Consider the following 25,013-nt stretch of genomic DNA (forward strand, 5'->3'; position numbering starts at 1 on the left):
ATCAATCACCTAAATTTTCAACAATAAAGCTATCAAGTGAAGCGAGCGCACGCTCGGCGTATGCAGCGGCACGTTCGCGCTTATCTCTAGGTCTGTGTTCAAGCTCGGGCAGAATACCGAGATTCGCGCCCATCGGCTGGAACTTCTTCACGCTCGGGTCTGTGACGTAGCCCTCAAGCGCGCCTGTCATTGTGTCCTTCGGGAAAACGACCGTATCCAGACCTCTGAGCCTTCTGACGGCGTTGATTCCCGCGACAATTCCCGCGTCGGCGCTCTCCATATAGCCCTCAACGCCCATGAGCTGACCCGCAAAGAACAGGTTTTTATTTTCTTTTACAGAATAATCCGCGTTGAGTACCTTCGGAGAACAGATGAAGGTATTGCGGTGCATGACACCATAGCGGACGAAATCAGCTTTGTGGAGCGCGGGTATAAGCGAGAACACGCGCTTTTGTTCGGGGAATTTCAGATTAGTCTGGAAGCCGACGAGGTTGTACATCGTGCCGTCGGCGTTTTCTTTGCGCAGCTGCAGCACCGCCCATGGTCTGTGACCTGTTTTCGGGTTTATTAGTCCGACGGGCTTCATGGGACCGAAACGGAGCGTACCCTCACCTCTCTGCGCCATTACTTCAACGGGCATGCAGCCCTCGTACACCTTCGGGTTGCTCACGTCGAAGTCGTGCAGAGGCGCTCTCTCGGCGGACACGAGCGCGTTGTAGAACGTCTCGTACTCCTCCTTGTTCATCGGGCAGTTGATATAGTCGTCCTCGCCGCCGCGGTCGTAGCGTGAGGCGGTAAAGGCGAAGTCCATGTCAACGCTCTCCGCGGTGACGATAGGAGCCGCCGCGTCAAAGAAGGACAGCGAGTCGCCGAAGCGCTTTTCTATAGCGGACGCGAGCGCGTCCGAGGTCAGGGGGCCTGTTGCGACAACGGTTATCGCGTCGCCCGGCAGGTCGGTGATTTCCTCGCTGATCACCTCGATATTCGGGTTGTTTTTAATTCCCTCTGTGACGAGCTGCGCAAACTGTTCTCTGTCAACCGCAAGCGCGCCGCCCGCGGGAACCCTGCACTTGTCGGCGCAGGTCATGAGGAATGAGCCGAGTCTGCGCATTTCCTCCTTCAATAGTCCTGCCGCGCTCTCGACGCGCATAGCCTTGAGTGAGTTTGAGCAGACGAGCTCTCCGAATAAGTCAGATTTATGCGCGGGCGATTTCTTGACGGGCTTCATCTCATAAAGCCTTACCTTAACGCCGCGGGAAGCGATCTGCATCGCCGCCTCGCACCCCGCAAGACCCGCGCCTATTACATTTATATACATTACTTTTCTTCCGTCTTTAATGTCTTTGAGAAGCCGCAGCCTTCCTTTGCGCAGAACACTGTGGGCTTCTTGCCTTTTTTCTTGAAAAGAATTTCTCCGCAGTTCGGGCACTTCTCGTTAACGGGCTCGTTCCAGCTCACGAAGTCGCAGTTCGGGTAGTTGGAGCAGCCGTAGAAAACGCGCTTGCTCTTTGTGTGCTTGACGATGATATCGCCGCCGCACTTCGGGCAGGGTACGCCTGTCTTTTCGACGAACTTGACGATATTCTTGCACTCGGGATAACCGGGACATGCGATGAACTTGCCGTATCTGCCGACCTTGACGACCATCTGTCTGCCGCACTTGTCGCAGATAAGATCGGTTTCGTCCTCCTTGAGCTTGATTTTAACGCCTTCCATGTCCTTCTTGGCGTCCTTGAGTGTGTTCTCGAAATCGCCGTAGAAGCCGTCGAGAAGCTCTACCCACCGGACGTCTCCGCTTTCAACGCTGTCAAGCTCCTCCTCCATCTCGGCGGTGAACTTGACGTTTACGATATCGGGGAAGCGCTCCTTCATCAGCGTGGTTATCGCTTCGCCGAGCTCTGTTGGAACGAGTGTCTTAGCCTCGCGCTTGACATACTCGCGGCCGGTGAGAGTGGTGATAGTCGCGGCGTAGGTCGACGGTCTGCCGATGCCGTACTCCTCGAGCGTCTTGATAAGCGACGCCTCGGTGTAGCGCGCGGGCGGCTGGGTGAAGTGCTGGTTCTTCTTGAGTTCCTTGCACCTTACTGGCATATCCTTTTCGAGCGGCGGAAGCTGTGTCGACTTCTCCTCAGCCTCGTCCTTGCTCTCGACATAGAGAGCGGTGAAGCCCGGGAAATCCACATAGTAGCCCGAAGCCTTGAAGGTATAGCCGTTTGCCTCGATATCCGCCTGAGTTGTTTTCTGAATGCAGTCAGCCATCTGGGAGGCTGTGAAGCGGCTCCATATGAGCTTGTAAAGCTTGTACTGATCGGAGGTCAGGCTGCTCTTGATCTTGTCGGGTTCAAGGCCCGGCATCGAAGGTCTGATAGCCTCGTGGCCGTCCTGAGCGTTCTTTCTTGACTTGTAGAAGCGCGGCTTGTCGGGCAGGTAGTCGCTGCCGTAGGTTTTGCCGATATAATCGGTCACCTCAGCGATAGCGACGTTTGAGATCCTCAGCGAGTCGGTTCTCATGTAGGTGATAAGACCGGTAGCGCCCATACCCTGAATTTCAACGCCCTCGTAAAGCTCCTGAGCGACCTTCATCGTTCTGCGTGACTGGAAGCCGAGCTTTCTCGACGCCTCCTGCTGGAGAGTTGAAGTGATGAACGGCGGCGCGGGACTCTTCTTTCTCGTGCCGTGTCTTACCTTTGTTACGGTGTAATCGGCGTCCTTGAGGTCGGCTTCGATCTTGTCTGCCTGCTCCTGATTTTTGATCTTTATCTTGCCGTTCTTGTCGGAATAGAGCGAAGCGGCAAAGGTCTTTCTGCTGCCCTTGGGAATGAACTTCGCGTCGATCGACCAGTATTCCTCGGGCTTGAACTTGCGTATCTCGTTTTCTCTGTCGACGATGATCCTCAGCGCGACGGACTGGACTCTGCCTGCCGAGAGACCTCTGCGGATTTTCTGAGAGATGAACGGACTGAGCTTGTAGCCGACAAGACGGTCGAGTATCCTTCTCGCCTGCTGTGCGTTCACGAGGTCGATGTTGATCTCTCTGGGGTTGCTCATACCGTTCTGAACGCCCGTCTTTGTGATTTCATTGAATTCCACGCGGTTGCAGTAATCCTCGGGCAGACCGAGAATATACGCAAGGTGCCATGAAATCGCCTCACCCTCGCGGTCAGGGTCGGTCGCGAGGTAGATGTTATCGCTTTGTTCGGCAAGGCTCTTGAGCTCCTTGACGAGCTTTTCCTTGCCTTTTATAATATCGTATTTCGGAGCGAAGCCGTTTTTGATGTCGACGCTTAGTCTTGCCTTGGGCAAATCGCGAACATGACCCATCGAAGCTACGACCTCATAGTCGCTGCCGAGATACTTCTTGATTGTCTTAGCTTTGGCTGGAGACTCCACAATGACCAAATTTGACATTATATTCCTCCTAATCAATACCTTTTATTTCAACGCGAACCGCCTGTTGCCCTTTGACACAATCAGATCGTAAATTTCGAGCTGTGTCAGTGATGAAATAATCTTGTTGACGGGCAGACCGGTGTCCTGCGATATCTTGTCAATGCTGACAGGTGTGTCGGAGAGGTATTTATACACCGTCTCGGCATCCTGTGAAAATCCCGTAATTTCCTTGTGAACGGGCTTTTTTGAGAGCACTTCCTGTTTTGAAGAGCCCTTATCCTTCTTTTTGACGGACTTTTCGGGTTTGATTCTTCGAACCTTTGATTTTACGGGAATTTTCTCCACCTCGTCGAGCGGAATATCTTCCTCGTCCTGCTGTTCGTCAGGTGTTTTGCGGAGAGCGACGACTATATCCAGAAAATCCGTGACGGGCTTTGCCGCGCCGCTTTTGATACGCTCGTTGGAGCCCTCGTTCTCGGGACTGTTGTTGCCCAGAAGCGCGAAGAGCTGCTTGCCCATGTCAAGGGCGTAGTTCGCGGTGATAAGCGAACCGCTTTTCTTACCCGACTCAATAATCAGCACGCCGTCCGAAAGAGCCGCGATGATGCGGTTCCTCGCGGGGAACTGGTAAGGATAAGGCGGAGTGTCGGGCGGATACTCTGAAATCACGGCGCCCTTTTGGGTAATCGCTTCGCGCATGGCGGCGTTATCCATGAGATACGGATAGTTTATGCCGCAGCCGCGGACGCAGACTGTAACTCCGTTTGACGCGAGAACGCCTCTGTGCGACGCGCAGTCAACGCCGAGAGCGCCGCCGCTGACAACGATGAATTTATACTTTGCGAGCGCGTAGCCGAAGGAATAGGAATTCTTCAGCCCGTAATTAGAGGCGGTGCGTGTGCCGACGATACCTATGGTGTCGGATTTGTCAACATCGGGCAGGCTTCCCCACACGTAAAGCACTGCGGGCGGATTCGGGATCGCCCTCAGACACTTCGGGTAAGCGTCGTCGTCGATCGGGAGTATGCTGTAGCCGAGCTCGTCGCAGCGGCTGATGATGCCGTCGGCAGCGTCTTGCTTGATGTTGCTCAGATGTCTGAGCTCGGTATCGGTAAAAAGACCGCTGAACTGCCATTCTTTCTCACCGCCGTCACAAAAGACGGTGATGTCTCTGTACAGCTCATACAGCGCCTTGATTTTTGTGCTGCCGAAACCGAGAGCCTTGCTCAGCCATATCCAGTATTTCACGTTTTTGCTTTTCATCGTAGCATTTCCCAGATAATAACCGTGGCGGCAGCGGAGGCGTTGAGCGACTCTGCGTTGCCGTTCATCGGAATTGTGATTTTATGCTGACAGGCGGAAACGGTTTGTTGTTTCAGACCGTTGCCCTCGTTGCCGATGACTGCCACGCACGAGTCCCCGAAGGAGATGTCCGTGATTCTTTCGGCGTTTGAATCCACAACAGCCGCGTATGAAACGAGCTCAGGGTATTCGCCTAAGAACTCCGCGACAGTTCCGCACACAATAAACGGTACGCGGAACACCGCGCCCATAGAACCGCGGACGACCTTTGGGTTGTAGATATCGCAGCAGTCGTTTGAGAGAATAACTCCCGAAACGCCGAATGCCTCGGCAGACCGCAGTACGGTGCCGAGATTGTTCGGATCCTGCACATTATCGAGCGCAAGGAATTTTCCGCCATTTTTAATTGTAGCAGACTGTAGGGTTTTGTCAAGTGTTTTTATTGTGCACAAAACGCCCTGAGGGTTCTGAGTGTCGCTGACATGGGAGAATACCGCGTCAGAGAGCAGCACGGCTTCCTCGGCGTAATCGATAAGCCCGGCGAGCTTGTCAGAATATTTTTCAAGAGCGGTTTCGGTCAGATACAGCGTCTTTATCACGGCGCGGCTGAGCATAGCGTCGCGGCATACCCTCAGACCTTCTGCGGGAAACAAGCCCGACTGACGGCGAAAGCGAGCGCTAGACTGCAGCTTGATTAGATTTTTAACCCTCTGATTATCCTTGCTTGTGATCATCTGCATAGTTTTCTCCTGATACAGCAAAAGCGTTTGGAGTTATCCAAACGCTGTTACAGTCATTATTTTACCTTCTCAACAAGAGCGGTGAAAGCGGCGGGATCCGAAATCGCGATCTCTGAGAGCATCTTGCGGTTCAGGATAATGCCGGCCTTCTTAAGACCGTTCATAAAGGTTGAATAGTTAGTGCCGTTAGCCTTGCAGGCAGCGGAAATTCTGGTGATCCAAAGACGGCGGAAATCTCTCTTTCTCTGCTTACGGCCGATATACGCATAGTTGCCGGACTTCATTACCGCCTGCTTCGCCATTTTGAAGTGCTTGGATTTTGCACCCCAGTAACCCTTGGCGAGTTTTAATGTCTTTTTTCTTCTTTTGCGAGTCATCATCGCACCTTTTACTCGTGCCATTCTATATTACCTCCGATATTTTGAATTAAAGTGTGAAGCTGAGATTTATCCCGATTATTTGTAAGGGATAAGGCGCTTCATCTGCGGTGTATTGGTTCTGTCGGCAACAACTGTCTGACGGAGACCTCTCTTACGCTTTCTGGTCTTTTTGTTCAGGATGTGGCTTTTGTTTGCGTGAGCACGAATAACCTTTCCGTTCTTGGAAAGCTTGAAGCGCTTTTTGGCACCGCTATGAGTTTTAATTTTAGGCATTTTAATATCCTCCCTTGATGAAATTACTTGTTTGACTTTGGCGCAAGAAACATAAGCATATTGCGGCCTTCGAGCTTCGCGGGCTTCTCGATAACGGCTTCCTCAGCGCAAGCCTCGGCAAAGCGCTTCATGGTATCAAGGCCGATCTCGGGGTGACCCATCTCGCGTCCTCGAAAGCGTATGGATACCTTGACCTTGTCGCCGTGTCTGATGAATTTGAGAGCGTTGTTGAGCTTAGTGTTGAAGTCATGCGTATCGATATTAAGTGAAAGTCTGACTTCCTTAACGTCAACGATATGCTGATTCTTTCTGGCTTCCTTCTCTCTCTTAGCCTGCTCAAAGCGGTATTTGCCGTAGTCCATAATCTTGCATACGGGCGGGTTGCTCTGAGGAGCGATCTTGACAAGGTCAAGATTCTTCTGCTCCGCAATGTTGAGAGCTTCCTTTGCGGACATAATACCGAGCTGCTGACCGTCTGAGCTGATGACTCTCAGCTCCTTGTCGCGGATTTCTTCATTGATCTGAATGTTGTTATCTTTCTTGCCGATGGTTGAGCACCTCCAAAGCACATTTAGCGAAATAAAGAATGCGGACAGAAATACTTCCGTCCGCAGCAATACACAACTATAGCATAGTCAGATATTGACCCGTGCAGACGGTACCCCACAGGTGAAAGCATTTCTGCTTTGCTTTATTTTACCGAATTATTATATTACATATTTCTGAGTTTGTCAAGAGTTTTTTTGAAAGTTAAGATCAGTTAAAATAATCCTTGTACGTCACCGCGAGCGTCTTGTTTCTGAAGCTTTTGTCGTACGTTACCTCTTTGATGACCGTGACAAAATCGGGCAGAGTAAACTCCTGGTTTTCATCTAAAAGCTCGATTTCAAGCAGAGCGAACCTGTCCCAGAACGGAAATACGTCCAGCTCAAAATATGAATTGTTCCATACTATACAATATCTGTCCTTCGCTATTGTACCGCCGCAATATTCTTTTCGGGAAATATAATTCTCGTACTCTTCCTCGCTGATACTCTCTTCGATTTCTATGCGGCGGATCTCGCTTATCTTTTTCTTGACGGTCTTAATGAAAACCGCGTCCTCTCCCTCGCCGCGCTTTCTGACCCTGAACCTGCCCTCCTCGGGAGTTTCGAGATATGTCTGCGAGAGCGGTACCCTGCAGCAAGCATGCATGTTATTCAAAAGACTGAGGTCGGGATAAAAAATCAAAAATTTCCGTTCTATCTCAAGCGGCTCGGGTATACCTACGACGGCGAGCGTTTCTATTAATAAACGTTTCAGCTTGCCCTCAAAGTCCGTGCTGTTGTCGATCACCCTCAGGTGCGGAGCGCCTGTCCAGACGGAGAGCAGCCTGTTATCTATCCTGCGCGCGGTTTCGATGTCCTCGCTTCTCGCTTCGTTGTTGTCGGTCTGATAATGCTCCTGCGCGCCGTCGGCGGCAGTTACAAGATGAAACACCGCGTCGTACTCACAGAGGATATGGTTCTCACCGAAGCCGTTTTCCTTCGCGTACGCAAAAAACTCCTCGTCTGTAACATACGCGCGGCTGTCCATCAGACCTCTGTCGCAGAGGATAACGCACTTCCCGGCAGTTGACTGTTCAGCGAGTAACCGCAGTCTTTTCTCACCCTCGAGCTGGGTTTTGAACAGCAGGCTGTGGAAAGCATAGCTGCCCATACCCCCGGGAGTCCTGCCCGAGTTCATCAGCGCGGTGGCGGTTTCTTCAAGGCAGAATACCTCTGCGCCGAAGCGTTCAAGCTCTGTTTTAAGGAAGGCGGCAGCAGAGGTTTTACCGGCGCAGGGGCCGCCTGTCAGTGCGATTTTGTAAATCTGAGTCATAAATATCCCCCGAAATTAGCAGATAATATTATTATAATCTGCAATAATATCATTATTTTTCCATAAAGGAATATTAATGCAGTTTTAAAGTGCTAAAATACTAAAAAGAAAATTTCACTTTTGAAAGGAAGTTATATAAATGGCAAAGCAGAATATCGATTGGTCAAACCTCGGCTTCGGTTACATCAAAACCAACGAGCGTTTTGTCTCCAACTACAAGGACGGCAAATGGGACGACGGCGTTCTGACAACCGACGACATGGTAACAATCAGCGAGTGCGCGGGCGTTCTCCAGTATGCCCAGACCGTATTCGAGGGACTCAAGGCGTACACCACCTGCGACGGCAGAGTTGTTGTATTCCGTCCCGACCTCAACGCGTCCAGACTCAAGGACAGCTGCGAGCGTCTTGAAATGCCCGTTTACCCCGAGGAGAAGTTCATCGAGGCGATCAAGAAGGTAGTCAAGGCGAACATCGACTTCGTACCTCCCTACGGCACAGGCGCGACTCTCTATATCCGCCCCTACATGTTCGGCACCAACCCCGTTATCGGCGTTAAGCCCGCGAACGACTACCAGTTCCGCGTATTCACAACACCCGTAGGTCCCTACTTCAAGGGCGGCGCCAAGCCCATCACTATCAAGGTTTCGGACTTTGACAGAGCTGCTCCTCACGGCACAGGCCACATCAAGGCAGGTCTGAACTACGCGATGAGCCTGCACGCGATCGTTACCGCTCACGAGGAAGGCTTTGACGAGAACATGTACCTCGACGCTGCTACACGCACAAAGGTTGAGGAAACAGGCGGCGCGAACTTCCTGTTCGTAACGAAGGACGGCAAGATCGTCACCCCGAAGTCAAACAGCATTCTCCCCTCTATCACCAGACGTTCGCTCATGTACGTAGCCGAGCACTATCTCGGTCTTGAGGTCGAGCAGAGAGAGGTTTACTTCGACGAGGTCAAGGACTTCGCTGAGTGCGGACTCTGCGGCACAGCTGCGGTAATCTCCCCCGTCGGCAAAATCTACGACCACGGCAAGGAAATCTGCTTCCCGAGCGGCATGGAGGAAATGGGCCCGATCACAAAGAAGCTCTACGAAACCCTGACAGGCATTCAGATGGGACAGATCGAAGCTCCCGAAGGCTGGATCGTTGAAATCAAGTAATTCAGATAATAAAAAAAGGCCGCTCAGCTTGGGCGGTCTTTTTGCATATTAATAAACCGAAATCAAAAGGGCTGCCCGATCGGACAGCCCTCTTCAATACATAAATATGGAAATGATTACGCCTGATTCTTAAGCTGAACAGCACCAACGATGTACAGTACGGGAAGAATAAGACCTGAAAGAATGCTTACGATCTGAACTCCGAGACCGCCGGTAGCGAACAAAATGTTAGCAACAAGGCTGAGAACGGCACAAACGATACCAAAGATCATCAGGGTCTTGGCAGCAGCGGGGTTGTCCCAGTTCTTCTTGCCCTTCGCGCCTGCGATGATCTCAACGACTGCGCCTGCAACGGAAATAACAACAGCGATCCAGATAACAGCCATGATAGGACCTGTAGCGCCGCTGTAGCCGTTAGCGGCAAGCGCGCTGTCAACTGCGCTGGAAACCTCGGGCTGTGACATAACAGCGGTGCCGAGACCTGCAATGATGGCAGCGATAAAGCTGAATACTGCGCTTACGATACCGCCGATCATCATGATGATGCTGACGATTTTAAGAAGCTTTGAACCTTTCTGTTCCATAATAAAATCCTCCTCTTGAAGATAAAAAATTGTTTCCGGCCTTTCGACCGAGGTTATTATATCATAAATAACCCTCGCAAAACATTACAACCCTGTAACTTTTAAAGAATATTCAAAAATTTTAAGTTTTTATGCAAATCAATTAAAAGTCAGGTTCAGTTTTAATCAATTTGACGAAGCATTTGGCGGTATCCGGCTGCTTTGTTCCGAAAAACAAAGGAGCCGTCATCAAACGGCTCCTTTTCTATGATCAACCTCTGCTGATCAACCTCTGCGGTTTCTTCTGTCGTTGTTTCTGGGTCTGCGCGGACGTGAAGGACGGTCGTTGTCGCCGTTATCCTCGGGAGTGAGGCCGTCAACGTCGATAAGCACCTGACGGCGGCTGAGGTTCAGTCTGCCCTTGTCGTCGATCTCGGTAACCATAACGCGGATAATGTCGCCTACGTTCACAACGTCGGTAACGTTCTCGGTGCGCTTTACATCGAGCTGAGATACGTGAACAAGACCTTCCTTGCCGGGAGCGATCTCAACGAACGCGCCGAAGTCCATGATTCTGGTGACCTTGCCGAGGTACATAGCGCCGGGCTCGGGATCGGAAGCGATAGTCTGGATAATGTCGATAGCGCGCTTGCACTTCTCGGTGTCAAGACCTGCGACGAATACCTGACCGATCTCGCCCTCTTCCTCGATGTCGACCTTAACGTCGCACTCTGCCTGGATCTCCTTGATGACCTTGCCGCTCTTGCCGATGACCTCGCTGATCTTGTCGGCGGGAATGGTTGTGGTGAACATCTTGGGAGCGTAGGGTGAGAGCTCGGGTCTGGGCTTGGCGATAGCCTTGAGCATGACCTCGTCGAGAATAAAGATACGCGCCTTGTGAGTCTTTTCAAGGGCTTCCTTTACCATCTCGGGAGTAAGACCGCTGATTTTAAGATCCATCTGGATAGCTGTGATACCCTCGTGAGTACCCGCAACCTTGAAGTCCATGTCGCCGAAGAAGTCCTCGAGACCCTGGATATCAACCATTGTCATCCAGCGCTCGCCCTCGGTGATAAGACCGCAGGAAATACCTGCAACGGGAGCCTTGATCGGAACGCCCGCGTCCATGAGAGCGAGGGTGGAACCGCATACGGAGCCCTGAGAGGTGGAGCCGTTGGACGAAAGAACCTCGGAAACGAGTCTGAGAGCGTACGGGAATTCCTCAACGGACGGGATTACGGGAAGAAGAGCTCTCTCAGCGAGTGCGCCGTGACCGATCTCACGTCTGCCGGGGCCGCGGCTGGGCTTGGTCTCGCCTACGGAGTAGCTCGGGAAGTTGTAGTGGTGGATATATCTCTTCTCTGTCTCGCCGTCGATGCCGTCGAGGAGCTGCTTGTCGGCAACGGTGCCGAGTGTGGCAACGGTGAGAACCTGAGTCTGACCTCTGGTGAACATACCGGAACCGTGAACTCTGGGAAGAACGCCGACCTCGCTCGCGAGAGGACGGATATCGTTCATGCCTCTGCCGTCAACGCGCTTCTGCTCGTCGAGGAGCCAGCGGCGGACGATGAACTTCTGGGTCTTGTAAAGGCACTCGTCGATGAGAGCCTCCTGCTCGGGATAGATCTCGTCGAACTTCTCGTGTACAGCCTCGTAGATGGGCTTGAGACGCTCGTCGCGGACGGTCTTGTCGTCTGTATCGAGAGCTACCTTTACGTCCTCCTCTGCGAACGCCTTGATAGCCTCAAACATATCGTGGTCGGGCTCGAGGCTCGCGAATTCAAACTTGGGCTTGCCGATCTCGTTCTTGATATCGTTGATGAAGGTGATGATCTTCTGGTTCGCCTCATGACCGAACATGATGGCGTTGTACATCTCGTCGTCGGAAACGCAGTCAGCGCCTGCCTCGATCATAGCGATTCTCTCGCTTGTGGAAGCGACAGTGGTGGACATGCGCGAAACCTTTCTCTGTTCCTCGGTGGGGTTGATAACGAACTCGCCGTCAACCATGCCTACGGAGCAGCCGGAAATGGGGCCGTTCCACGGAACGTCGGAGATGGAGATAGCGATGGACGCGCCGATCATAGCCACGATTTCGGGCTGGCAGTCGGGGGCAACGCTCATAACGGTGCAGACGATGGAAACATCATTGCGCATGCTCTTGTCGAAGAGCGGACGGATAGGACGGTCGATAACACGGCTGGTGAGGATAGCGTGCTCGGAGGGTCTGCCCTCTCTCTTGAGGTAAGAGCCGGGGATTCTGCCGACGGAGTAGAGCTTCTCCTCGTAGTCAACGGAAAGCGGGAAGAAATCAACGCCTTCTCTGGGCTTGGGAGAAGCGGTGACCGCACAGTGAACGACGGTGTCGCCGTAGGTAACGAGGCACGCGCCGTTAGCGAGCTGGGTCATCTTGCCTGTTTCGACCTTGAGGGGTCTGCCCGCGAACTCTGTCTCGAATACGCGGTACTTGTCAAATGTCATAAAGCTGTTCATTCTAAAATCCTTTCTGAAAATATATTCGGCGGGATTTTACACTGCTTTAGCAATAATATAAAACCGCTGTTACCACTCAGTGGACTTATATTACCGCTAAAAAAAGTATAGAAATCCCGATATTTGAATGTAGGGCAAACGGGAAAAACCCGCCTGCCCTTTTTACTGCAAACTTACTTACGGATGCCGAGTCTTGCGATGATAGAACGGTATCTCTCAATGTCAACCTTCTTGAGGTAGCCGAGAAGGCTTCTTCTCTGACCAACCATCATCAGAAGACCGCGTCTTGAGTGGTGATCCTTCTTGTGAATCTTGAGGTGCTCGGTGAGGTCGTTGATTCTTCTGGTAAGAAGAGCGATCTGAACCTCGGGAGAACCTGTGTCGCCCTCGTGGAGAGCGTACTCAGCCATGATAGCCTGCTTTTCTTCTTTAAGCATTGTGTATTCCACCTTTATAAAAATATTTGTCACCAGCGTCTCAGAATAAGGCTGTGAAACTCCGCATTGCGGCTTGATCCAAAATCCGTGGCGCAGGTCAACTGCTATATTCTACCACAAAAAGCGGTAATTGTAAAGTGTTTTTTCAATTTTTATTTGTTTTCTCCCTTAACGACTTCCTCTTTGGTTCGGCTGATCGTTTTGCTTATACCTTTTATAGCCTTCTGCTTGGCAGGCTGAGGAACATCTCTGAGCGAAAGCAGCAGGCTGCGCTCGTCGCCCGTGATAAACATAACGCCGTCGCCGACATTCTGAAGAGGTCTGCCGTCGTAAAAGAGGGTGTTAACGTCGATTTTCAGAGCCTCGACGATAGCGAGGATCATGGCAACGCTCGGCTCGCACACACCCGTTTCGTACTTGGTGTATGTTGTACGGTTAATGCCGAGAATATCCGCGAGCTGCTTCTGGGTATAACCCATGCGTTTGCGGTACTTCACCAAATTCGCGCTGAAATAGTCCTTTTGGTTATTCTCAGGTCTGTTAAGCATACATTCCACCCCATTCAACATTATTATAAACTATTTTGCCCGTATCTTCTACAAATGTGAAAAAAACTCACAAAGGTTTTTTAGAAAATTTATTTTAAATACCATCTTGCAATTAACGGGAAGTTAGTGTATAATAGATTTGTTGTGAACGCTAATGTGGCGCAGCCGGTAGCGCAACTGATTCGTAATCAGTAGGTCAGGGGTTCGAATCCCCTCATTAGCTCCATAAAAACACGGTACAGTCGATGACTGTACCGTGTTTTTATTTGTTACCCGTGCGGTTGAGGGGATTCGAAGACGAGCGTTAAGAAAACAGTCCGGGGGACTGTTTTTAGCGAGAGAGGAGATGAAACCCAACAGAGCGCACTGAACCCATCAGGCGAGATGGAAGGCATCGGAAGAGCGAACGAACCTCATTAGCTACATTTGTTACCCGTGCGGTTGAGGGGATTCGAAGGTGACGAGAACGACCGCCGCCGGTGGCGGATGAAGGGAGTTCGAGGAAGATCCGAAACAGGGAGTTCGAGGAAGCACCTTCAGGTGCGACGCTGAACGACCATGTTTCAATCGGTTTGCGGCGGGAAGCCCCGCAGGCGAATCGCGAGAGAGTAGATGAAACCCATCAGACCGCACTGAACCCATCAGGCGAGATGGAAGGCATAACCGGTTACGCCCAATCCTCCAGTGTGTTGATTTCCTCGAGCTCGTCAATGTCATATGAGCACATGTTCGTTGTATAGTCCTGTGCAGCCTTGCCCGGTTCTCCGACGTCCTGCATCAGCCAATCGAGCAGTGTGGCGTAATGGTTTGAATAATCCTTGCCCTTGCTTTCGATGACAAGTGACAACCGGTCAATCTTGCTTTGATAATGGTTAGGATATTTTTCCCTGAGGTCTGCAGCTTCGGAATCAGATAATAAAACATTCCCGAAGGTTCCGTGCGGTGAGAGCGTTTCTCTCTCACTTCTTACCATTCTTTTATTCTTTACATTCTTAACATTCTTACGATGTGGTTGATTGTTGGTTATCAGTTGGTTTTCTGTCGGTTGATTGTTGGTTAAGCTGTTGGTTGATTCGTTGGCAGGAGTTTTGAATTCCGCTTGATAATCACGCCATTTTACTATGGTTATGACAGTAAATCTGTTGGTTGCTTCAATGGTTATTTCGTTGGTTGATTTCAGCTTTTTTAATGCTGTCCGCACCTGTTGTCTTGAAAACCCCAAATCGTCGGCTAACTTCTGCGTACTGACAATAGCTTGACCCTCTTGTACTATTATCGCTTTCCATGGTCTCTCCTTAAAACTTGCCAGCAAAAGCAGATGAATAAACACATCTTTTACGACACTATCCTGATACCAGCGCCATGTAAGGAGTTTTCTGTGTAATTTTATAAAGCCGTTTAATGAGGTCAAATGCTCTCAACCTTCTTTCTCCCGGTGCCTGCTCCTTCGTTCAGCCCGGACGTTTTAAATACAGCGTTGTCATGAATTTGTACCGTCATTTGCTATCCCCTTTCATAACAGGGACGTAATTCAGGGAAATTGCATACTTTTATGCAATCAGCTCCAAACAAAAAAACGCATGGGAGAGCTTTTCGGCAATCTCATGCGGTATACTTTTATATTTTTTCAGTACCTTATCCTGAAACGCTTTTCTTTCGGGTCGACGGGGATTGACCTGCGGTCGGTTTGGGATATGCTGATGTACCTGCTGTTTTCAATGGTGATGAGCACCTGCTCTATCTGCGTGCGGGTACCTTGAAGCTCCATGCTGACGGTGCCGTCGTACTCGTTTCTCACCCAGCCCGTCGCGCCGTATTCGTTGGCGGCGAACTGCGAAACATAGCGGAAGCCAACGCCCTGCACCCTTCCGTGAAATACAAAACGGCAGCGGATAATTTCACTTAAGTCCATATCAATGCTCCTTTCACCTTGCTCTTATAATTTAATAATACCAGATACTCAGGCTCTTGTCCAGACAAATCGGCTGGTTTGTATGCATTAATCGCAACAAGCGGTAGAGCAAGCCCGTATCATATGCGGCTAATTTTGTTAAATTTGGGGAAATTCGCACAAAAACCGCGAAAACACTTGCCATTTGGCGTTATTTGGGGTATTATAGGTGCGTAAAGGTATATATTTATGTACTATTTCAGGAGGTTTATGATGAAAAGAACTTTGATTTCAGTCACAGCCGCCGCCCTCGCGGTCACTTCCGTACTCGCGTTCGCAGGCTGCGGCAAAAACGAACAGCCCTCGGCTGACACAGCAGCGACCACCGCTGCCGCTCAGGAAACAACCGCTGCTCAGGCTCAGGGCGCTATCCCCGAGAGCGACACGGTATTCACCTACAACGGCGCTAAGGTAGAGCTCAACACACCGATCGACGACATGCTCGCAACTCTCGGTCAGGCTAACGAAGTAAGCTCACAGCTGAGCTGCCACGGCGAGGGTGAGGACAAGACCTACTCCTACAACGGCTTCACCGTCAACTCCTATCCGCTCAACGGCAAGGATTACGTTATGGAGGTCGTCGTTAACGAGGCAGGCATTCCCACATCAAAGGGTGTTGCGGTAGGCGACCCCGTTTCGAAGGTAACAGAGGCTTACGGCAATAACTACAAGGCTGTCGGCGTTTATTATTCCTACGACGCGGGCAACAAGAAGTCGCTGCAGTTCCTCATTGAGAACGACACCGTTACCGAAATCGACTACTTCTACACCGTATAACCCGATTCTCTTGCAGGGGCGCTCAAACGTCCCTGCTTTTTTCAAAGGAAAATCAGTATGAAGAAAAACGTCCTGCGCTTTCTTAAAATACTATGTCTTATGCTTGCCTTCGCTCTGACTGTCGGGGTATTGCAGCAGCTTGTGCTCGTTCACGCCGACCACAACAGGCAGCGCATAAACGGCTTTTATGAGGAAAAGGAAAACTCGCTCGATATCGTCCTGCTCGGTGCGAGCGAGGTCTACTCGGACTTTGCGCCTGCACACGCCTATGAACACGCAGGCGTGACAAGCTATCTGTTCGCGACCCAGGCGAATTCGATCCTCAGCTACAAGAGCGCGCTCAAGAATATCCTCGACCGCCAGAAGGACGCGCTGATCGTGATAGAGCTAAACGGCGCGGTAAACGACGAGGCGGAAACCACCAAGGAAGCGAATCTCCACAACTACGCAGACAACGTGCCGCTCGATATGACAAAGCTCGAATGGCTCTCGCAGGGTGAGATCGAAAACAAGGAGGAGTATCTCTTCCCCATCATCAAGTACCACAGCCTTTGGAGCAATAATTCCGAGAGCGAGAAGTACATGAGGACGATCTCCGACGACAAGACCCGCGGCTACTGTCTGCTCAAGGGCATTCTCAACGAAACCGCCGTTTTCAAAAGCACACAGCGCTCGATGAACCAGTATTTACAGAAGCTCGCAGACGGAGAGGGCATTCCTCACAACGACATAAAGGCGACCGCCGATTCCGCGCAGAAGCAGAAGATAAAAGAAAGAATCAAAAATGAAGTCAAGCGCACCGACGACAATCAGTCAAAGAAAGGCAGAAAGCCTCTGCCCGAGCTTGAGGAAAAGGCACTCAGAGAGCTGCTGAGCTACTGCAGAGAGCAGAACCTCGAGAATGTTGTATTCGCGAGATTTCCTCACATAGTCGTAAAGCGAACCTTCGACCGCTTTGAAAAGAGCAACACCGTCGGAGATATCGTTGAGGAGTACGGCTATGATTACCTGAACTTCGAGCGCGACTTCGTTGAAACGGGACTTGACGAAACGTCTGACTTCTACAACCTCGACCACCTCAACGTGCGCGGTCAGCAGAAGTTCACGGCGTACCTGACGGATTATCTTACTGCGCGCTACGCCGTCGCACCAAAGGAGCAGAGTGAGAAAATCAAGGCTGAATGGAAAAAGTGCGGCACCTACTACAAAGCGTATGTGAGGTACAGCGAGGAGCTGATCGCAAAGGGCGAAAAGCGTGAGCTCTCCGAGGACTATGAGCTGATAAACAAGCTCGGAGATTATATCTACAAACAATAACATAACCGCAAAAGAGGTTCACCCCGAAAGGGCTGAACCTCTTTTTTTATGCTATATTTTGATTCTCATCCAGGCTTTGCCCATTACGAGGGTGCCTGAGTAGTTAACGTCGCACGGGTCGTCGGGCAATACTCCGAAATGATTGTATTCGTTGTGGTGGATATCCCACTCGGGGTCGTAGTACTTGCCCTCGATCTCAGCCCAGCCGTGACCGCCCGAGTTGCAGGCATAAACCTCCGTGTAGCCTATCGCCTTGCCCATGTACGCGTATGCCGCGCCGTAGCTGTAGCAGTCGCCCTTGCCGTAAACATAGAGGTCGTTTGCGTATACTATCGGCCAATCCATCTCGGTATAGGGCGGGTCGTGGCGCACACCCTCGAGATATGAGGTCTTTATGTAGTCAAAGCACTTCCTGAGCTTTTCCTCGCGGCTCATCTTGCTGTCCGTGCAGGCTGCAACCGCCTTGCACGCGGCGTGCAGGGTCTTGTCGGAATCGCTCTCAGCCTTACCTGCCCTGCCCTCGATAACGTACCAGTCAACGCCGCCGACATTCACGCCGTCGCAGTAGCCTGTGTCTATGACGCCGTTGTCGTCCGCGTAGTAGTAGCCGTCATTCTCGCTGCCGACTATGCCGCCCTTCTGAACCTCGCCGCCGCTGATGTAGTACGCGGTCTTGCCGTCGGACACAAAGCCGTCCTTTCTCATGGTCAGGTGTATCTCCATGCCGTCCGTGAGGTACTCGCGCTTGTCAACGTCGCTGTCGTACATAGAGCTCATGAAGCCCGCCTGTGATATCGCGAGGTCTACCGTGCCGCCTATCAGCTCGACGTCCTTCGTGTCGCTGCCGTTGCTCACCTTTACCTTCGCATAGCGCTTTACGGTGATAGCGTGAGCTCCCGCGTCGACCCACCTCGCGTCGCGTTTGGGTTCTACGGTGTCGCGGTCGGATATGTTTATTCCCGCCGCCCCGAGCAGCTGGGCTACGGTCATATCGTCGGTGCCTTCGGCGGTCTCGGACTTGCCGCAGTCAAAAATCGTCACCTTTACGGGGTCGCCTGGCTTTCCGCAGCCGCCAAGCGTAAACGCCGCCAATAATATCGCCAAAACAGGAACAAGTGAAATCAATCGCTTGGTTCTCATTTCCTAAACTCTCCCTTATACAGCCGTGTGCCGTATTTTATACCATTGCCGCCTTGATCGCAGCAAGAAATTCGTCGTAGCTCTCGAACGCGGGCAGGTCGGGGTTGTCCGCCTTGATCTTGTCGGTGCTCCTGAACAGGAAGCCTGCCTTGCTCGCGCGGATCATGCCGAGGTCGTTGTAGCTGTCGCCTGCCGCGATCGTGTCGTAACCGATGGACTGCAGCGCCTTAACGGTTGTCAGCTTTGACTGCTCGCAGCGCATCTTGAAGTCGGTCACCTCGCCGTTTTCAGCCACTACAAGCGAGTTGCAGAAGATTGTCGGCATGCCTAGCTTCTTCATCAGGGGTGCAGCGAACTGGGTGAAGGTGTCGCTGATGATGATTACCTGACAGCATGAGCGCAGCTCGTCGAGGAATTCCTTTGCGCCCTCCATCGGGTCGATAGTCGCGATAACGTCCTGGATCTCCTTGAGTCCCAGACCGTGCTCCTTTAAGATCTTGAGACGGTATCTCATCAGCTTGTCGTAGTCGGGCTCGTCGCGTGTGGTTTTCTTAAGCTCCTCGATTCCCGTTGCCTTTGAAAAAGCGATCCAGATTTCGGGCACCAATACGCCCTCGAGGTCAAGACAGGTTATATACATTTTTGAACATTCCTTTCAGTGTGAGATTATGCAATTATTTATTTCAGAAGCGTGCCCTGGCTGGCGCACTTGAGATAAGCGTTGATAAAGCCGTCGAGGTCGCCGTCCATTACCGCCTGGATATTGCCTGTTTCGAATGCGGTGCGGTGGTCTTTTACCATCGTGTACGGCATGAACACGTAGCTGCGTATCTGAGAGCCCCAGGTGATCTCCTTCTGTACGCCCTTGATATCCTCGATCTTCTCGAGGTGCTCGCGCTCCTTGATCTCAACGAGCTTTGAGATAAGCATTTTCATGGCAACGTCGCGGTTCTGGTACTGGCTGCGCTCGACCTGGCTCGCAACTACGATACCCGTCGGGATATGCGTCAGACGGACTGCCGAGGAGGTCTTGTTAACCTTCTGACCGCCTGCGCCGCTCGCGCGGTATACGTCCATCTTGATGTCCTCGGGCGCGATGTTGATCTCTACGTTGTCGTCCATCTCGGGCATTACTTCGAGCGCGGAAAAGCTCGTGTGACGTCTGCCCGCCGAATCGAACGGAGATACGCGCACAAGTCTGTGAACTCCCGCCTCGCTCTTGAGGTAGCCGTAGGCGTTCTCGCCCTCGATCAGAAGTACAGCGCTCTTGAGTCCCGCTTCGTCGCCGTCGAGGTAGTCGACCTCCTTTATCTTGAAGCCGTGAGCCTCAGCCCAGCGTGTGTACATTCTGTAGAGCATCTCAGCCCAGTCCTGAGCCTCGGTGCCGCCCGAACCCGCGTGAAAGGTAAGAATGGCATTGTTCTTGTCGTACTCGCCCGTCAGCAGCGTCTGCAAACGCTGCTTCTCGAGCGTCCCGCGCACCTCGTCAACCTCTGCCTGAGCTTCCTCGAGGAGTGACAAGTCCTCCTCCTCGTTCGCAAGCTCGATTAGCGCCGCGGTGTCCTCGTATTTGGATACAAGCGCCTCGTATGCCTCAACCTTGCCCTTGAGCGCGCCTGTTTTCTGCAAAACCTGCTGCGACTTCTCAACGTTGTCCCAGAAACCCGGCTCTGTTGCCTTGAGCTCGAGCTGCTCGATCTCGGACTTCATGCTCTTCATTCCCAGAGCGTCCGAGAGGTCGTCGATGTCTGGCTTCAACGCCTGTAAAGTCAGCATCAATTCTTCAAACTGTACCATACTAATACCTTCTTTCATTTTACCAACTATATATTATACCAAAAAAGGTAAAACTTGTAAACTAAAATTAAAATTTCTTTATCTGTTAAATATTGTTGCATTTGCCGATAAAATTTGTTATAATAACTAGTGACTATAAGTACGGAGGTTAATATGGAGTTTACGCAATACAACTGCCCCGTATGCGACAAGAGGTTTGAGAGTGCGGACGATATCGTCGTCTGCCCCGAATGCGGCACCCCTCACCACAGGGATTGCTACGACGAGCTCGGACACTGCTTCTACGAGGACAGGCATAAGGAAGGTTTTTCGTTCGACAGCCTTCACCCCGGACAGCCCGGGGATGAACAGAAGGAGCCTGCTTTCGAGGATTTCGAAACTATCCTCTGCCCTGTCTGCTTCCACAAGAATCCCAGAGGCACCGACGTCTGTCAGCGCTGCGGCACCGATTTGAGAGCTGAGAACGCATACAATCCTCAGCAGCCCGGCAACGGACAGAATCCCCGTCAGGAAGGCTCGCCGTATCAGGGTATGCCGTTCGGATTCGGCGCTTCGGGTATGCCTCAGTTCGACCCTCTCGCGGGTATGGACAGCAAGGAAGAGGTCGGCGACAACGTCACCGCAGGCGAAGCCGCAAAGTTCACGGGCAAGAACACTCAGTATTTCTCGATGGTTTTTCAGAAGCTGAGAAAGCTCGGCAAGGGCAAATTCGGATTTGCCGCCTTTATTTTCTCGGGAGTATATTTCCTTTACAGAAAAATGTACGGAATCGGAATCGCCTTCTCGCTGATCGTAATCGCCACAAACGTGCTCTCTACCTTCATCATCATGACGCCCGAATGGTCGTCCGCAGTGCGGGAGCTTGCAGCAGCCTCGCCCGACAACATTGCAGGCGATCCGCTTTACGCCTATTCGCTCCTCGGAAAGATGGGCTACGCCTACCTTCCGATCATACTGAACGGCGTTCGCTATGTGCTCATGCTGATAAGCGGCCTTACAGCCAACCGTATTTACTACAACCATTCGATGAAAAGGATACGCAGAATCAAGGACGAGTACCGCGGCAAATCCGCCGACGAGCTCAACAAGGCGCTCGAGGAAAAAGGCGGCGTGAACCTGCCTCTCGCGCTGAGCTTCGGCATCACAACCGTCGCTATCTCGTATATCTGCAACTTCTTTATTATGTCATCGAGTATAACAGCTTAACGGAGGAGAAAATTATGAAAATCACCAAGGCAGTTATCCCTGCCGCGGGCTTCGGAACCAGAGTTCTTCCCGCAACTAAAAACATACCCAAGGAAATGTTCCCCATCGTCGACAAGCCCACGATACAGTACATCGTTGAAGAGGCTGTCGCCGCAGGTATCACTGATATTCTTATCATCACAAACCGCGGAAAGAGTCTTATCACAGATCACTTTGACCGCTCGCCCGAGCTTGAGCAGATCCTCGAAAAGGGCGGCAAGACCGAGTTTCTCGAGCAGGTTAAATCGATCTCTCAGCTTGCGAACATCAGCTTTATCCGTCAGCAGGAGATGAAGGGCTTGGGTCACGCGGTACTCAAGGCTAAGTCCTTTGTCGGAAACGAACCCTTCGCGGTTCTCTTCGGCGACGGCGTTATCATCAGCAAAAAGCCCGCTATCGCTCAGCTTATCGAGCATTACGGCGAGTACGGCAAGGGTGTTGTCGGCGTAAAGAAGGTCGCTGAGTCGGAGATCCACAAGTACGGCTCACTCAAGGTCGAGAACCTGCACGACAATGTTTTCGCCTGCACAGATATGAAGGAAAAGCCCAAGACAAAGGAAGAAGTTCTCTCCCTCTACTCTATCCTCGACCGCTGCGTGCTGCCGCCCGAGATTTTTGAGATTCTCGAGCGCACAAAACCCGGCGTCGGCGGTGAGATCCAGCTCACGGACGCTATGCGCGAAATCGCTGTCAAGGAAGGCATAGTCGCCGTTGAGTTTGAAGGCACCCGCTACGATATGGGCAACAAGTTCGGCATTTTACAGGCTCAGATCGAAGTCGGTCTTGAGCACCCCGAAACAAAGGATCAGCTCACCGAATACATCAAAAATCTCGCAAAAACCCTTTGATAAGCAAAACGGACGTGCAATCACGTCCGTTTTTTAATTGAAAATTAAGGGCGGGACACCCGCACCCGATTTATATTTTTATCGGCACGTTCTATTCAATCGGCAAAAGAACCGGCTTATGCTCGCGATATATCGTATAATGCGTAAAGCCTGCCGCCTTTGCAACCTTTATGCCCTGCTCAATGCCCTTGCCCACCATTTCATCTGAATGCGCGTCGGTGCCGATTGTGATATACCCGCCGCCCAGCTCGCGGAAACGCCTTACGAGCGCTTCGTCGGGCAGGGTTCGTCCGATTGGCTTGAACAGCCCCGAAACATTGATTTCGAGGGCTTTTTTGTTTTGTATAAGTATACCGAAAATGCGGTCAATCTGCTCGGAGTACAGGGTCAGATCGGGATAATAGCCCTCTCTCTCGACTATGTAGCGCAGCGGATAGGTCAGGTGCGCGAGGCTGTCGAAATGCTCAAACGAGGCGGTCTCAATAAGCTCGTCAAAATACCTGCGCAATATTTCATCGATATCAACGGTCTTATAGTCGAGGTAATAGAAATCCTCACACCCTCTGAGGTTGTGTACCGACGCTAATATAAAATCAAAGTCCGCATACCCCAGAGCGTGCTTTGTCTGCTCGGGGTCGTGCATTGGTTCACCCAGCTCCAGCCCTCTTAAAACGAGCAGTCTGTCCCTGTATTTTTCTTTTGCGGAATCAATATCCCGTACCGACTGCGGAATCTGCCTGTCAAAGCTGCCGAATTCACAGTTTTCTCCCAAACAGATATACTCCGCCTCACAGTGGTCGGTCACGGCAATGGCGTAAAGGCCCTTATCAAGCGCTGCCTGACACAGCTCGTCAACGGTGCTTTTTGCGTCAAAAGAATTATCGGAATGCGTGTGCATATCGCAAAGCTTCATGTTTTATCACTCCCGAAAAAATCATATCATAATACTTTATTTTTTGCAATATTTAACTTTACTTTCAGCGTGAAAAATTGTATAATAAATAAGAATGTGTCATACATATTTAATGTATAAAATTGGCACATGGAGGTTAGTTATGAAGGCTATAATTACAGTCATCGGCAAAGACACCGTAGGCATTCTCGCCAAGGTTTCAGACGCCTGCGCAAAAGCGAGCGTGAACATCATCGAGGTGACGCAGAGCGTGCTCCAGGATATGTTCGCCATGATAATGCTCGTGGATATCGACAAGGCTACGATAGAGTTCGAGCAGCTCAGAGAAAACCTGAACGCCGTCGGAGAGTCCACAGGCACTCAGATCCACCTGATGCACGAGGATATCTTCAACAGCATGCACCGTATCTGAGACGGAGGACAGCTATGTTAGAAACAAGAGATATACTGGAAACTATCAATATGATCGATAACGAGAACCTTGACGTGAGAACTATCACCATGGGTATCTCGCTTCTCGACTGCATTGACGAGGACATCGACAAGGCGTGCACAAAGGTTTATGACAAAATCTGCCGCAGCGCCAAGGATCTCGTAAAGACAGGCGAGGACATCGAAAAGGAGTACGGAATCCCGATCATCAACAAGAGGATCTCCGTCACCCCTATCGGCATGGTCGCGGCTCCCTGCCAGAGCAAAAGAGTCGTAAAATTCGCCCACACCCTCGACAAGGCGGCTAAGGAGCTCGGCGTCAACTTCATCGGCGGCTACTCCGCTCTCGTTCAGAAGGGCTTTGCAAGCGGCGACTACGCGCTTATCGAGAGCATTCCCGAGGCGCTCAGCGAAACCGATTTCGTCTGCTCGTCCGTAAACGTCGGCTCCACAAAGGCAGGCATTAACATGGACGCTGTAAAGATGATGGGCAAGGTAGTCAAGAAAACCGCCGAGATCACCGCCGACCGCAACTGCATCGGCGCCGCAAAGCTCGTTATCTTCTGCAACGCTCCCGAGGACAACCCCTTTATGGCGGGCGCGTTCCACGGTGTCGGTGAGTCGGATACCGTTATCAACGTCGGCGTTTCGGGCCCGGGCGTAGTGCGCGCGGCACTTGCAAAGAACGGCGAAGGCAAGGATATCGCCGAGATCGCGGATCTCGTCAAGAGAACGGCGTTCAAGATTACACGCATGGGTCAGCTCGTCGCAAAGGAAGCGAGCAAGCGTCTCTGCGTACCCTTCGGCATCGTCGACCTTTCCCTCGCTCCCACTCCCGCCGTCGGAGATTCCGTCGCGTACATTCTCGAGGAAATGGGTCTTGAGAAGTGCGGCTGCCACGGCACCACCGCCACCCTCGCTCTTCTCAACGACGCTGTCAAGAAGGGCGGCGTTATGGCTTCCTCGCACGTAGGCGGCCTGAGCGGCGCGTTTATCCCCGTATCAGAGGACGCGGGCATGATCGCCGCTGCCAAGAGCGGACATCTCGATATCACTAAGCTCGAGGCCATGACCGCGGTATGCTCCGTCGGTCTTGACATGATCGTCGTACCCGGCGACATCACACCCGAGGTCATCTCAGCTATCATCGCTGACGAGGCGGCTATCGGCATGGTCAACACAAAAACCACCGCTGTCAGACTTATCCCCGCTATCGGAAGAAAAGCGGGCGATATGCTCGAGTTCGGCGGACTTCTCGGCTCGGGCCCCGTTATGCCTGTAAGAGAAGGCTCTCCTGCCGTATTCATCAACAGAGGCGGCCGCATTCCCGCTCCGCTTCAGGCGCTGAAAAACTAAACTGTTTGTCTACGGGCGCAAATTCTCCACCTGATATCTAAGGCGTAATTTCACCTGTTCACATATATCATTTCATCATATCGGAG

25 protein-coding genes and 1 tRNA gene are annotated in these 25,013 nt (G+C 51.7%); 8 read left to right on the forward strand and 18 right to left on the reverse strand.

Annotated elements, in window-relative coordinates; all coding sequences use genetic code 11:
- Position 1: 1 nt before the first annotated feature.
- The 8 genes from trmFO to AB1I49_RS06580 all read right to left on the reverse strand — a co-directional run bounded on the left by trmFO (position 2) and on the right by AB1I49_RS06580 (position 7,945).
- A complete protein-coding gene (gene trmFO, locus AB1I49_RS06545; protein WP_316609457.1) occupies positions 2–1,318 on the reverse strand; it encodes a methylenetetrahydrofolate--tRNA-(uracil(54)-C(5))-methyltransferase (FADH(2)-oxidizing) TrmFO in 1,317 nt (438 codons plus the stop codon).
- A complete protein-coding gene (gene topA / locus AB1I49_RS06550) occupies positions 1,318–3,408 on the reverse strand; it encodes a type I DNA topoisomerase (RefSeq protein WP_407720491.1) in 2,091 nt (696 codons plus the stop codon). The genes trmFO and topA overlap by 1 nt, the downstream gene beginning before the upstream one ends.
- Before the next feature lie 24 nt (positions 3,409–3,432).
- Complete coding sequence (gene dprA, locus AB1I49_RS06555) at positions 3,433–4,653, reverse strand: DNA-processing protein DprA (RefSeq protein ID WP_407720492.1); 1,221 nt, start codon at positions 4,651–4,653, stop codon at positions 3,433–3,435.
- Positions 4,650–5,432: a TrmH family RNA methyltransferase gene (locus AB1I49_RS06560; protein ID WP_407720493.1), complete on the reverse strand. Its 783-nt coding sequence runs from the start codon at positions 5,430–5,432 to the stop codon at positions 4,650–4,652. The genes dprA and AB1I49_RS06560 overlap by 4 nt, the downstream gene beginning before the upstream one ends.
- Positions 5,433–5,488: 56 nt before the next feature.
- Positions 5,489–5,833, reverse strand: coding sequence for a 50S ribosomal protein L20 (rplT, locus tag AB1I49_RS06565; protein ID WP_186834051.1), 345 nt, complete (start codon positions 5,831–5,833; stop codon positions 5,489–5,491).
- A gap of 54 nt (positions 5,834–5,887) precedes the next feature.
- Positions 5,888–6,085, reverse strand: a complete 198-nt coding sequence (rpmI, locus tag AB1I49_RS06570) for a 50S ribosomal protein L35 (RefSeq protein WP_092967365.1) — start codon at positions 6,083–6,085, stop codon at positions 5,888–5,890.
- 23 nt (positions 6,086–6,108) lie between these two features.
- Positions 6,109–6,654: a translation initiation factor IF-3 gene (infC, locus tag AB1I49_RS06575; RefSeq protein ID WP_316609451.1), complete on the reverse strand. Its 546-nt coding sequence runs from the start codon at positions 6,652–6,654 to the stop codon at positions 6,109–6,111.
- A 187-nt stretch (positions 6,655–6,841) separates the two neighbouring features.
- Positions 6,842–7,945, reverse strand: coding sequence for an AAA family ATPase (locus AB1I49_RS06580; RefSeq protein ID WP_407720494.1), 1,104 nt, complete (start codon positions 7,943–7,945; stop codon positions 6,842–6,844).
- A gap of 139 nt (positions 7,946–8,084) precedes the next feature.
- On the opposite strand from AB1I49_RS06580, the gene AB1I49_RS06585 reads away from it, so the two are divergent.
- Complete coding sequence (locus tag AB1I49_RS06585; RefSeq protein ID WP_186834053.1) at positions 8,085–9,110, forward strand: branched-chain amino acid aminotransferase; 1,026 nt, start codon at positions 8,085–8,087, stop codon at positions 9,108–9,110.
- A gap of 116 nt (positions 9,111–9,226) precedes the next feature.
- Here AB1I49_RS06585 and AB1I49_RS06590 read toward each other — a convergent pair whose 3' ends face one another.
- From AB1I49_RS06590 to AB1I49_RS06605, 4 genes are all read right to left on the reverse strand, one after another.
- Positions 9,227–9,694, reverse strand: a complete 468-nt coding sequence (locus AB1I49_RS06590) for a hypothetical protein (RefSeq protein WP_186834054.1) — start codon at positions 9,692–9,694, stop codon at positions 9,227–9,229.
- Positions 9,695–9,958: 264 nt separating this feature from the next.
- Entirely contained in the window at positions 9,959–12,166 is a 2,208-nt protein-coding gene (locus AB1I49_RS06595) for a polyribonucleotide nucleotidyltransferase (RefSeq protein ID WP_407720495.1), read from the reverse strand.
- Between the two features lie 173 nt (positions 12,167–12,339).
- On the reverse strand, positions 12,340–12,603 hold the full coding sequence (rpsO, locus tag AB1I49_RS06600) for a 30S ribosomal protein S15 (protein ID WP_092970427.1): 264 nt from the start codon (positions 12,601–12,603) through the stop codon (positions 12,340–12,342).
- Between the two features lie 152 nt (positions 12,604–12,755).
- Positions 12,756–13,151, reverse strand: a complete 396-nt coding sequence (locus AB1I49_RS06605; protein ID WP_186834056.1) for a helix-turn-helix domain-containing protein — start codon at positions 13,149–13,151, stop codon at positions 12,756–12,758.
- Between the two features lie 150 nt (positions 13,152–13,301).
- On the opposite strand from AB1I49_RS06605, the gene AB1I49_RS06610 reads away from it, so the two are divergent.
- Positions 13,302–13,377 (forward strand) — tRNA-Thr (locus AB1I49_RS06610).
- Positions 13,378–13,818: 441 nt separating this feature from the next.
- Here AB1I49_RS06610 and AB1I49_RS06615 read toward each other — a convergent pair.
- Positions 13,819–14,562: a hypothetical protein gene (locus tag AB1I49_RS06615; protein ID WP_407720496.1), complete on the reverse strand. Its 744-nt coding sequence runs from the start codon at positions 14,560–14,562 to the stop codon at positions 13,819–13,821.
- A gap of 216 nt (positions 14,563–14,778) precedes the next feature.
- On the reverse strand, positions 14,779–15,063 hold the full coding sequence (locus tag AB1I49_RS06620) for an acylphosphatase (RefSeq protein ID WP_186834076.1): 285 nt from the start codon (positions 15,061–15,063) through the stop codon (positions 14,779–14,781).
- 252 nt (positions 15,064–15,315) lie between these two features.
- Between AB1I49_RS06620 and AB1I49_RS06625 the strand changes: the two genes are divergently transcribed.
- On the forward strand, positions 15,316–15,879 hold the full coding sequence (locus AB1I49_RS06625; RefSeq protein WP_316610672.1) for a hypothetical protein: 564 nt from the start codon (positions 15,316–15,318) through the stop codon (positions 15,877–15,879).
- A 57-nt stretch (positions 15,880–15,936) separates the two neighbouring features.
- On the forward strand, positions 15,937–17,196 hold the full coding sequence (locus AB1I49_RS06630; protein ID WP_316611939.1) for a hypothetical protein: 1,260 nt from the start codon (positions 15,937–15,939) through the stop codon (positions 17,194–17,196).
- Positions 17,197–17,247: 51 nt separating this feature from the next.
- Here AB1I49_RS06630 and AB1I49_RS06635 read toward each other — a convergent pair whose 3' ends face one another.
- The 3 genes from AB1I49_RS06635 to prfB are packed head-to-tail and all read right to left on the reverse strand — an operon-like array spanning position 17,248 to position 20,133.
- Positions 17,248–18,336, reverse strand: coding sequence for a ubiquitin-like domain-containing protein (locus tag AB1I49_RS06635; protein ID WP_316610670.1), 1,089 nt, complete (start codon positions 18,334–18,336; stop codon positions 17,248–17,250).
- Between the two features lie 37 nt (positions 18,337–18,373).
- The gene (gene thrH / locus AB1I49_RS06640) at positions 18,374–18,976 is read right to left on the reverse strand and encodes a bifunctional phosphoserine phosphatase/homoserine phosphotransferase ThrH (RefSeq protein ID WP_186834080.1); all 603 of its coding nucleotides are present in this window, start codon (positions 18,974–18,976) and stop codon (positions 18,374–18,376) included.
- A gap of 38 nt (positions 18,977–19,014) precedes the next feature.
- A complete protein-coding gene (prfB, locus tag AB1I49_RS06645; RefSeq protein ID WP_186834081.1) occupies positions 19,015–20,133 on the reverse strand; it encodes a peptide chain release factor 2 in 1,119 nt (372 codons plus the stop codon).
- 153 nt (positions 20,134–20,286) lie between these two features.
- On the opposite strand from prfB, the gene AB1I49_RS06650 reads away from it, so the two are divergent.
- Positions 20,287–21,339, forward strand: coding sequence for an RING finger protein (locus AB1I49_RS06650; protein WP_407720497.1), 1,053 nt, complete (start codon positions 20,287–20,289; stop codon positions 21,337–21,339).
- 14 nt (positions 21,340–21,353) lie between these two features.
- Positions 21,354–22,226: a UTP--glucose-1-phosphate uridylyltransferase GalU gene (gene galU / locus AB1I49_RS06655; protein ID WP_407720498.1), complete on the forward strand. Its 873-nt coding sequence runs from the start codon at positions 21,354–21,356 to the stop codon at positions 22,224–22,226.
- Between the two features lie 91 nt (positions 22,227–22,317).
- On the opposite strand, the gene AB1I49_RS06660 is transcribed toward galU, so the two are convergent.
- On the reverse strand, positions 22,318–23,139 hold the full coding sequence (locus tag AB1I49_RS06660) for a histidinol-phosphatase HisJ family protein (protein ID WP_407720499.1): 822 nt from the start codon (positions 23,137–23,139) through the stop codon (positions 22,318–22,320).
- Positions 23,140–23,281: 142 nt separating this feature from the next.
- Here AB1I49_RS06660 and AB1I49_RS06665 point away from each other — a divergent pair, with 142 nt between their 5' ends.
- Complete coding sequence (locus AB1I49_RS06665; RefSeq protein WP_186834084.1) at positions 23,282–23,551, forward strand: ACT domain-containing protein; 270 nt, start codon at positions 23,282–23,284, stop codon at positions 23,549–23,551.
- A gap of 14 nt (positions 23,552–23,565) precedes the next feature.
- Positions 23,566–24,927: a PFL family protein gene (locus AB1I49_RS06670; protein ID WP_405318531.1), complete on the forward strand. Its 1,362-nt coding sequence runs from the start codon at positions 23,566–23,568 to the stop codon at positions 24,925–24,927.
- Positions 24,928–25,013 lie beyond the last annotated feature (86 nt).

Origin of the sequence: Ruminococcus sp. NATIVEDY160 (assembly GCF_045819885.1) — a bacterium.
GTDB lineage: Bacteria > Bacillota > Clostridia > Oscillospirales > Acutalibacteraceae > Ruminococcoides.

What these genes read in the sequence shown, in the direction of transcription:
- AB1I49_RS06605 (WP_186834056.1), bottom strand. Translation starts at nt 13,151, where the DNA reads ATGCTTAACAGACCTGAGAATAACCAAAAGGACTATTTCAGCGCGAAT.
- prfB (WP_186834081.1), bottom strand. Translation starts at nt 20,133, where the DNA reads ATGGTACAGTTTGAAGAATTGATGCTGACTTTACAGGCGTTGAAGCCA.
- AB1I49_RS06560 (WP_407720493.1), bottom strand. Translation starts at nt 5,432, where the DNA reads ATGCAGATGATCACAAGCAAGGATAATCAGAGGGTTAAAAATCTAATC.
- AB1I49_RS06630 (WP_316611939.1), top strand. Translation starts at nt 15,937, where the DNA reads ATGAAGAAAAACGTCCTGCGCTTTCTTAAAATACTATGTCTTATGCTT.
- topA (WP_407720491.1), bottom strand. Translation starts at nt 3,408, where the DNA reads ATGTCAAATTTGGTCATTGTGGAGTCTCCAGCCAAAGCTAAGACAATC.
- rpsO (WP_092970427.1), bottom strand. Translation starts at nt 12,603, where the DNA reads ATGCTTAAAGAAGAAAAGCAGGCTATCATGGCTGAGTACGCTCTCCAC.
- AB1I49_RS06585 (WP_186834053.1), top strand. Translation starts at nt 8,085, where the DNA reads ATGGCAAAGCAGAATATCGATTGGTCAAACCTCGGCTTCGGTTACATC.
- thrH (WP_186834080.1), bottom strand. Translation starts at nt 18,976, where the DNA reads ATGTATATAACCTGTCTTGACCTCGAGGGCGTATTGGTGCCCGAAATC.
- AB1I49_RS06590 (WP_186834054.1), bottom strand. Translation starts at nt 9,694, where the DNA reads ATGGAACAGAAAGGTTCAAAGCTTCTTAAAATCGTCAGCATCATCATG.
- AB1I49_RS06660 (WP_407720499.1), bottom strand. Translation starts at nt 23,139, where the DNA reads ATGAAGCTTTGCGATATGCACACGCATTCCGATAATTCTTTTGACGCA.
- dprA (WP_407720492.1), bottom strand. Translation starts at nt 4,653, where the DNA reads ATGAAAAGCAAAAACGTGAAATACTGGATATGGCTGAGCAAGGCTCTC.
- trmFO (WP_316609457.1), bottom strand. Translation starts at nt 1,318, where the DNA reads ATGTATATAAATGTAATAGGCGCGGGTCTTGCGGGGTGCGAGGCGGCG.
- rpmI (WP_092967365.1), bottom strand. Translation starts at nt 6,085, where the DNA reads ATGCCTAAAATTAAAACTCATAGCGGTGCCAAAAAGCGCTTCAAGCTT.
- AB1I49_RS06580 (WP_407720494.1), bottom strand. Translation starts at nt 7,945, where the DNA reads ATGACTCAGATTTACAAAATCGCACTGACAGGCGGCCCCTGCGCCGGT.
- AB1I49_RS06670 (WP_405318531.1), top strand. Translation starts at nt 23,566, where the DNA reads ATGTTAGAAACAAGAGATATACTGGAAACTATCAATATGATCGATAAC.
- AB1I49_RS06650 (WP_407720497.1), top strand. Translation starts at nt 20,287, where the DNA reads ATGGAGTTTACGCAATACAACTGCCCCGTATGCGACAAGAGGTTTGAG.
- AB1I49_RS06620 (WP_186834076.1), bottom strand. Translation starts at nt 15,063, where the DNA reads ATGGACTTAAGTGAAATTATCCGCTGCCGTTTTGTATTTCACGGAAGG.
- rplT (WP_186834051.1), bottom strand. Translation starts at nt 5,833, where the DNA reads ATGGCACGAGTAAAAGGTGCGATGATGACTCGCAAAAGAAGAAAAAAG.
- galU (WP_407720498.1), top strand. Translation starts at nt 21,354, where the DNA reads ATGAAAATCACCAAGGCAGTTATCCCTGCCGCGGGCTTCGGAACCAGA.
- AB1I49_RS06595 (WP_407720495.1), bottom strand. Translation starts at nt 12,166, where the DNA reads ATGAACAGCTTTATGACATTTGACAAGTACCGCGTATTCGAGACAGAG.
- AB1I49_RS06635 (WP_316610670.1), bottom strand. Translation starts at nt 18,336, where the DNA reads ATGAGAACCAAGCGATTGATTTCACTTGTTCCTGTTTTGGCGATATTA.
- AB1I49_RS06665 (WP_186834084.1), top strand. Translation starts at nt 23,282, where the DNA reads ATGAAGGCTATAATTACAGTCATCGGCAAAGACACCGTAGGCATTCTC.
- AB1I49_RS06625 (WP_316610672.1), top strand. Translation starts at nt 15,316, where the DNA reads ATGAAAAGAACTTTGATTTCAGTCACAGCCGCCGCCCTCGCGGTCACT.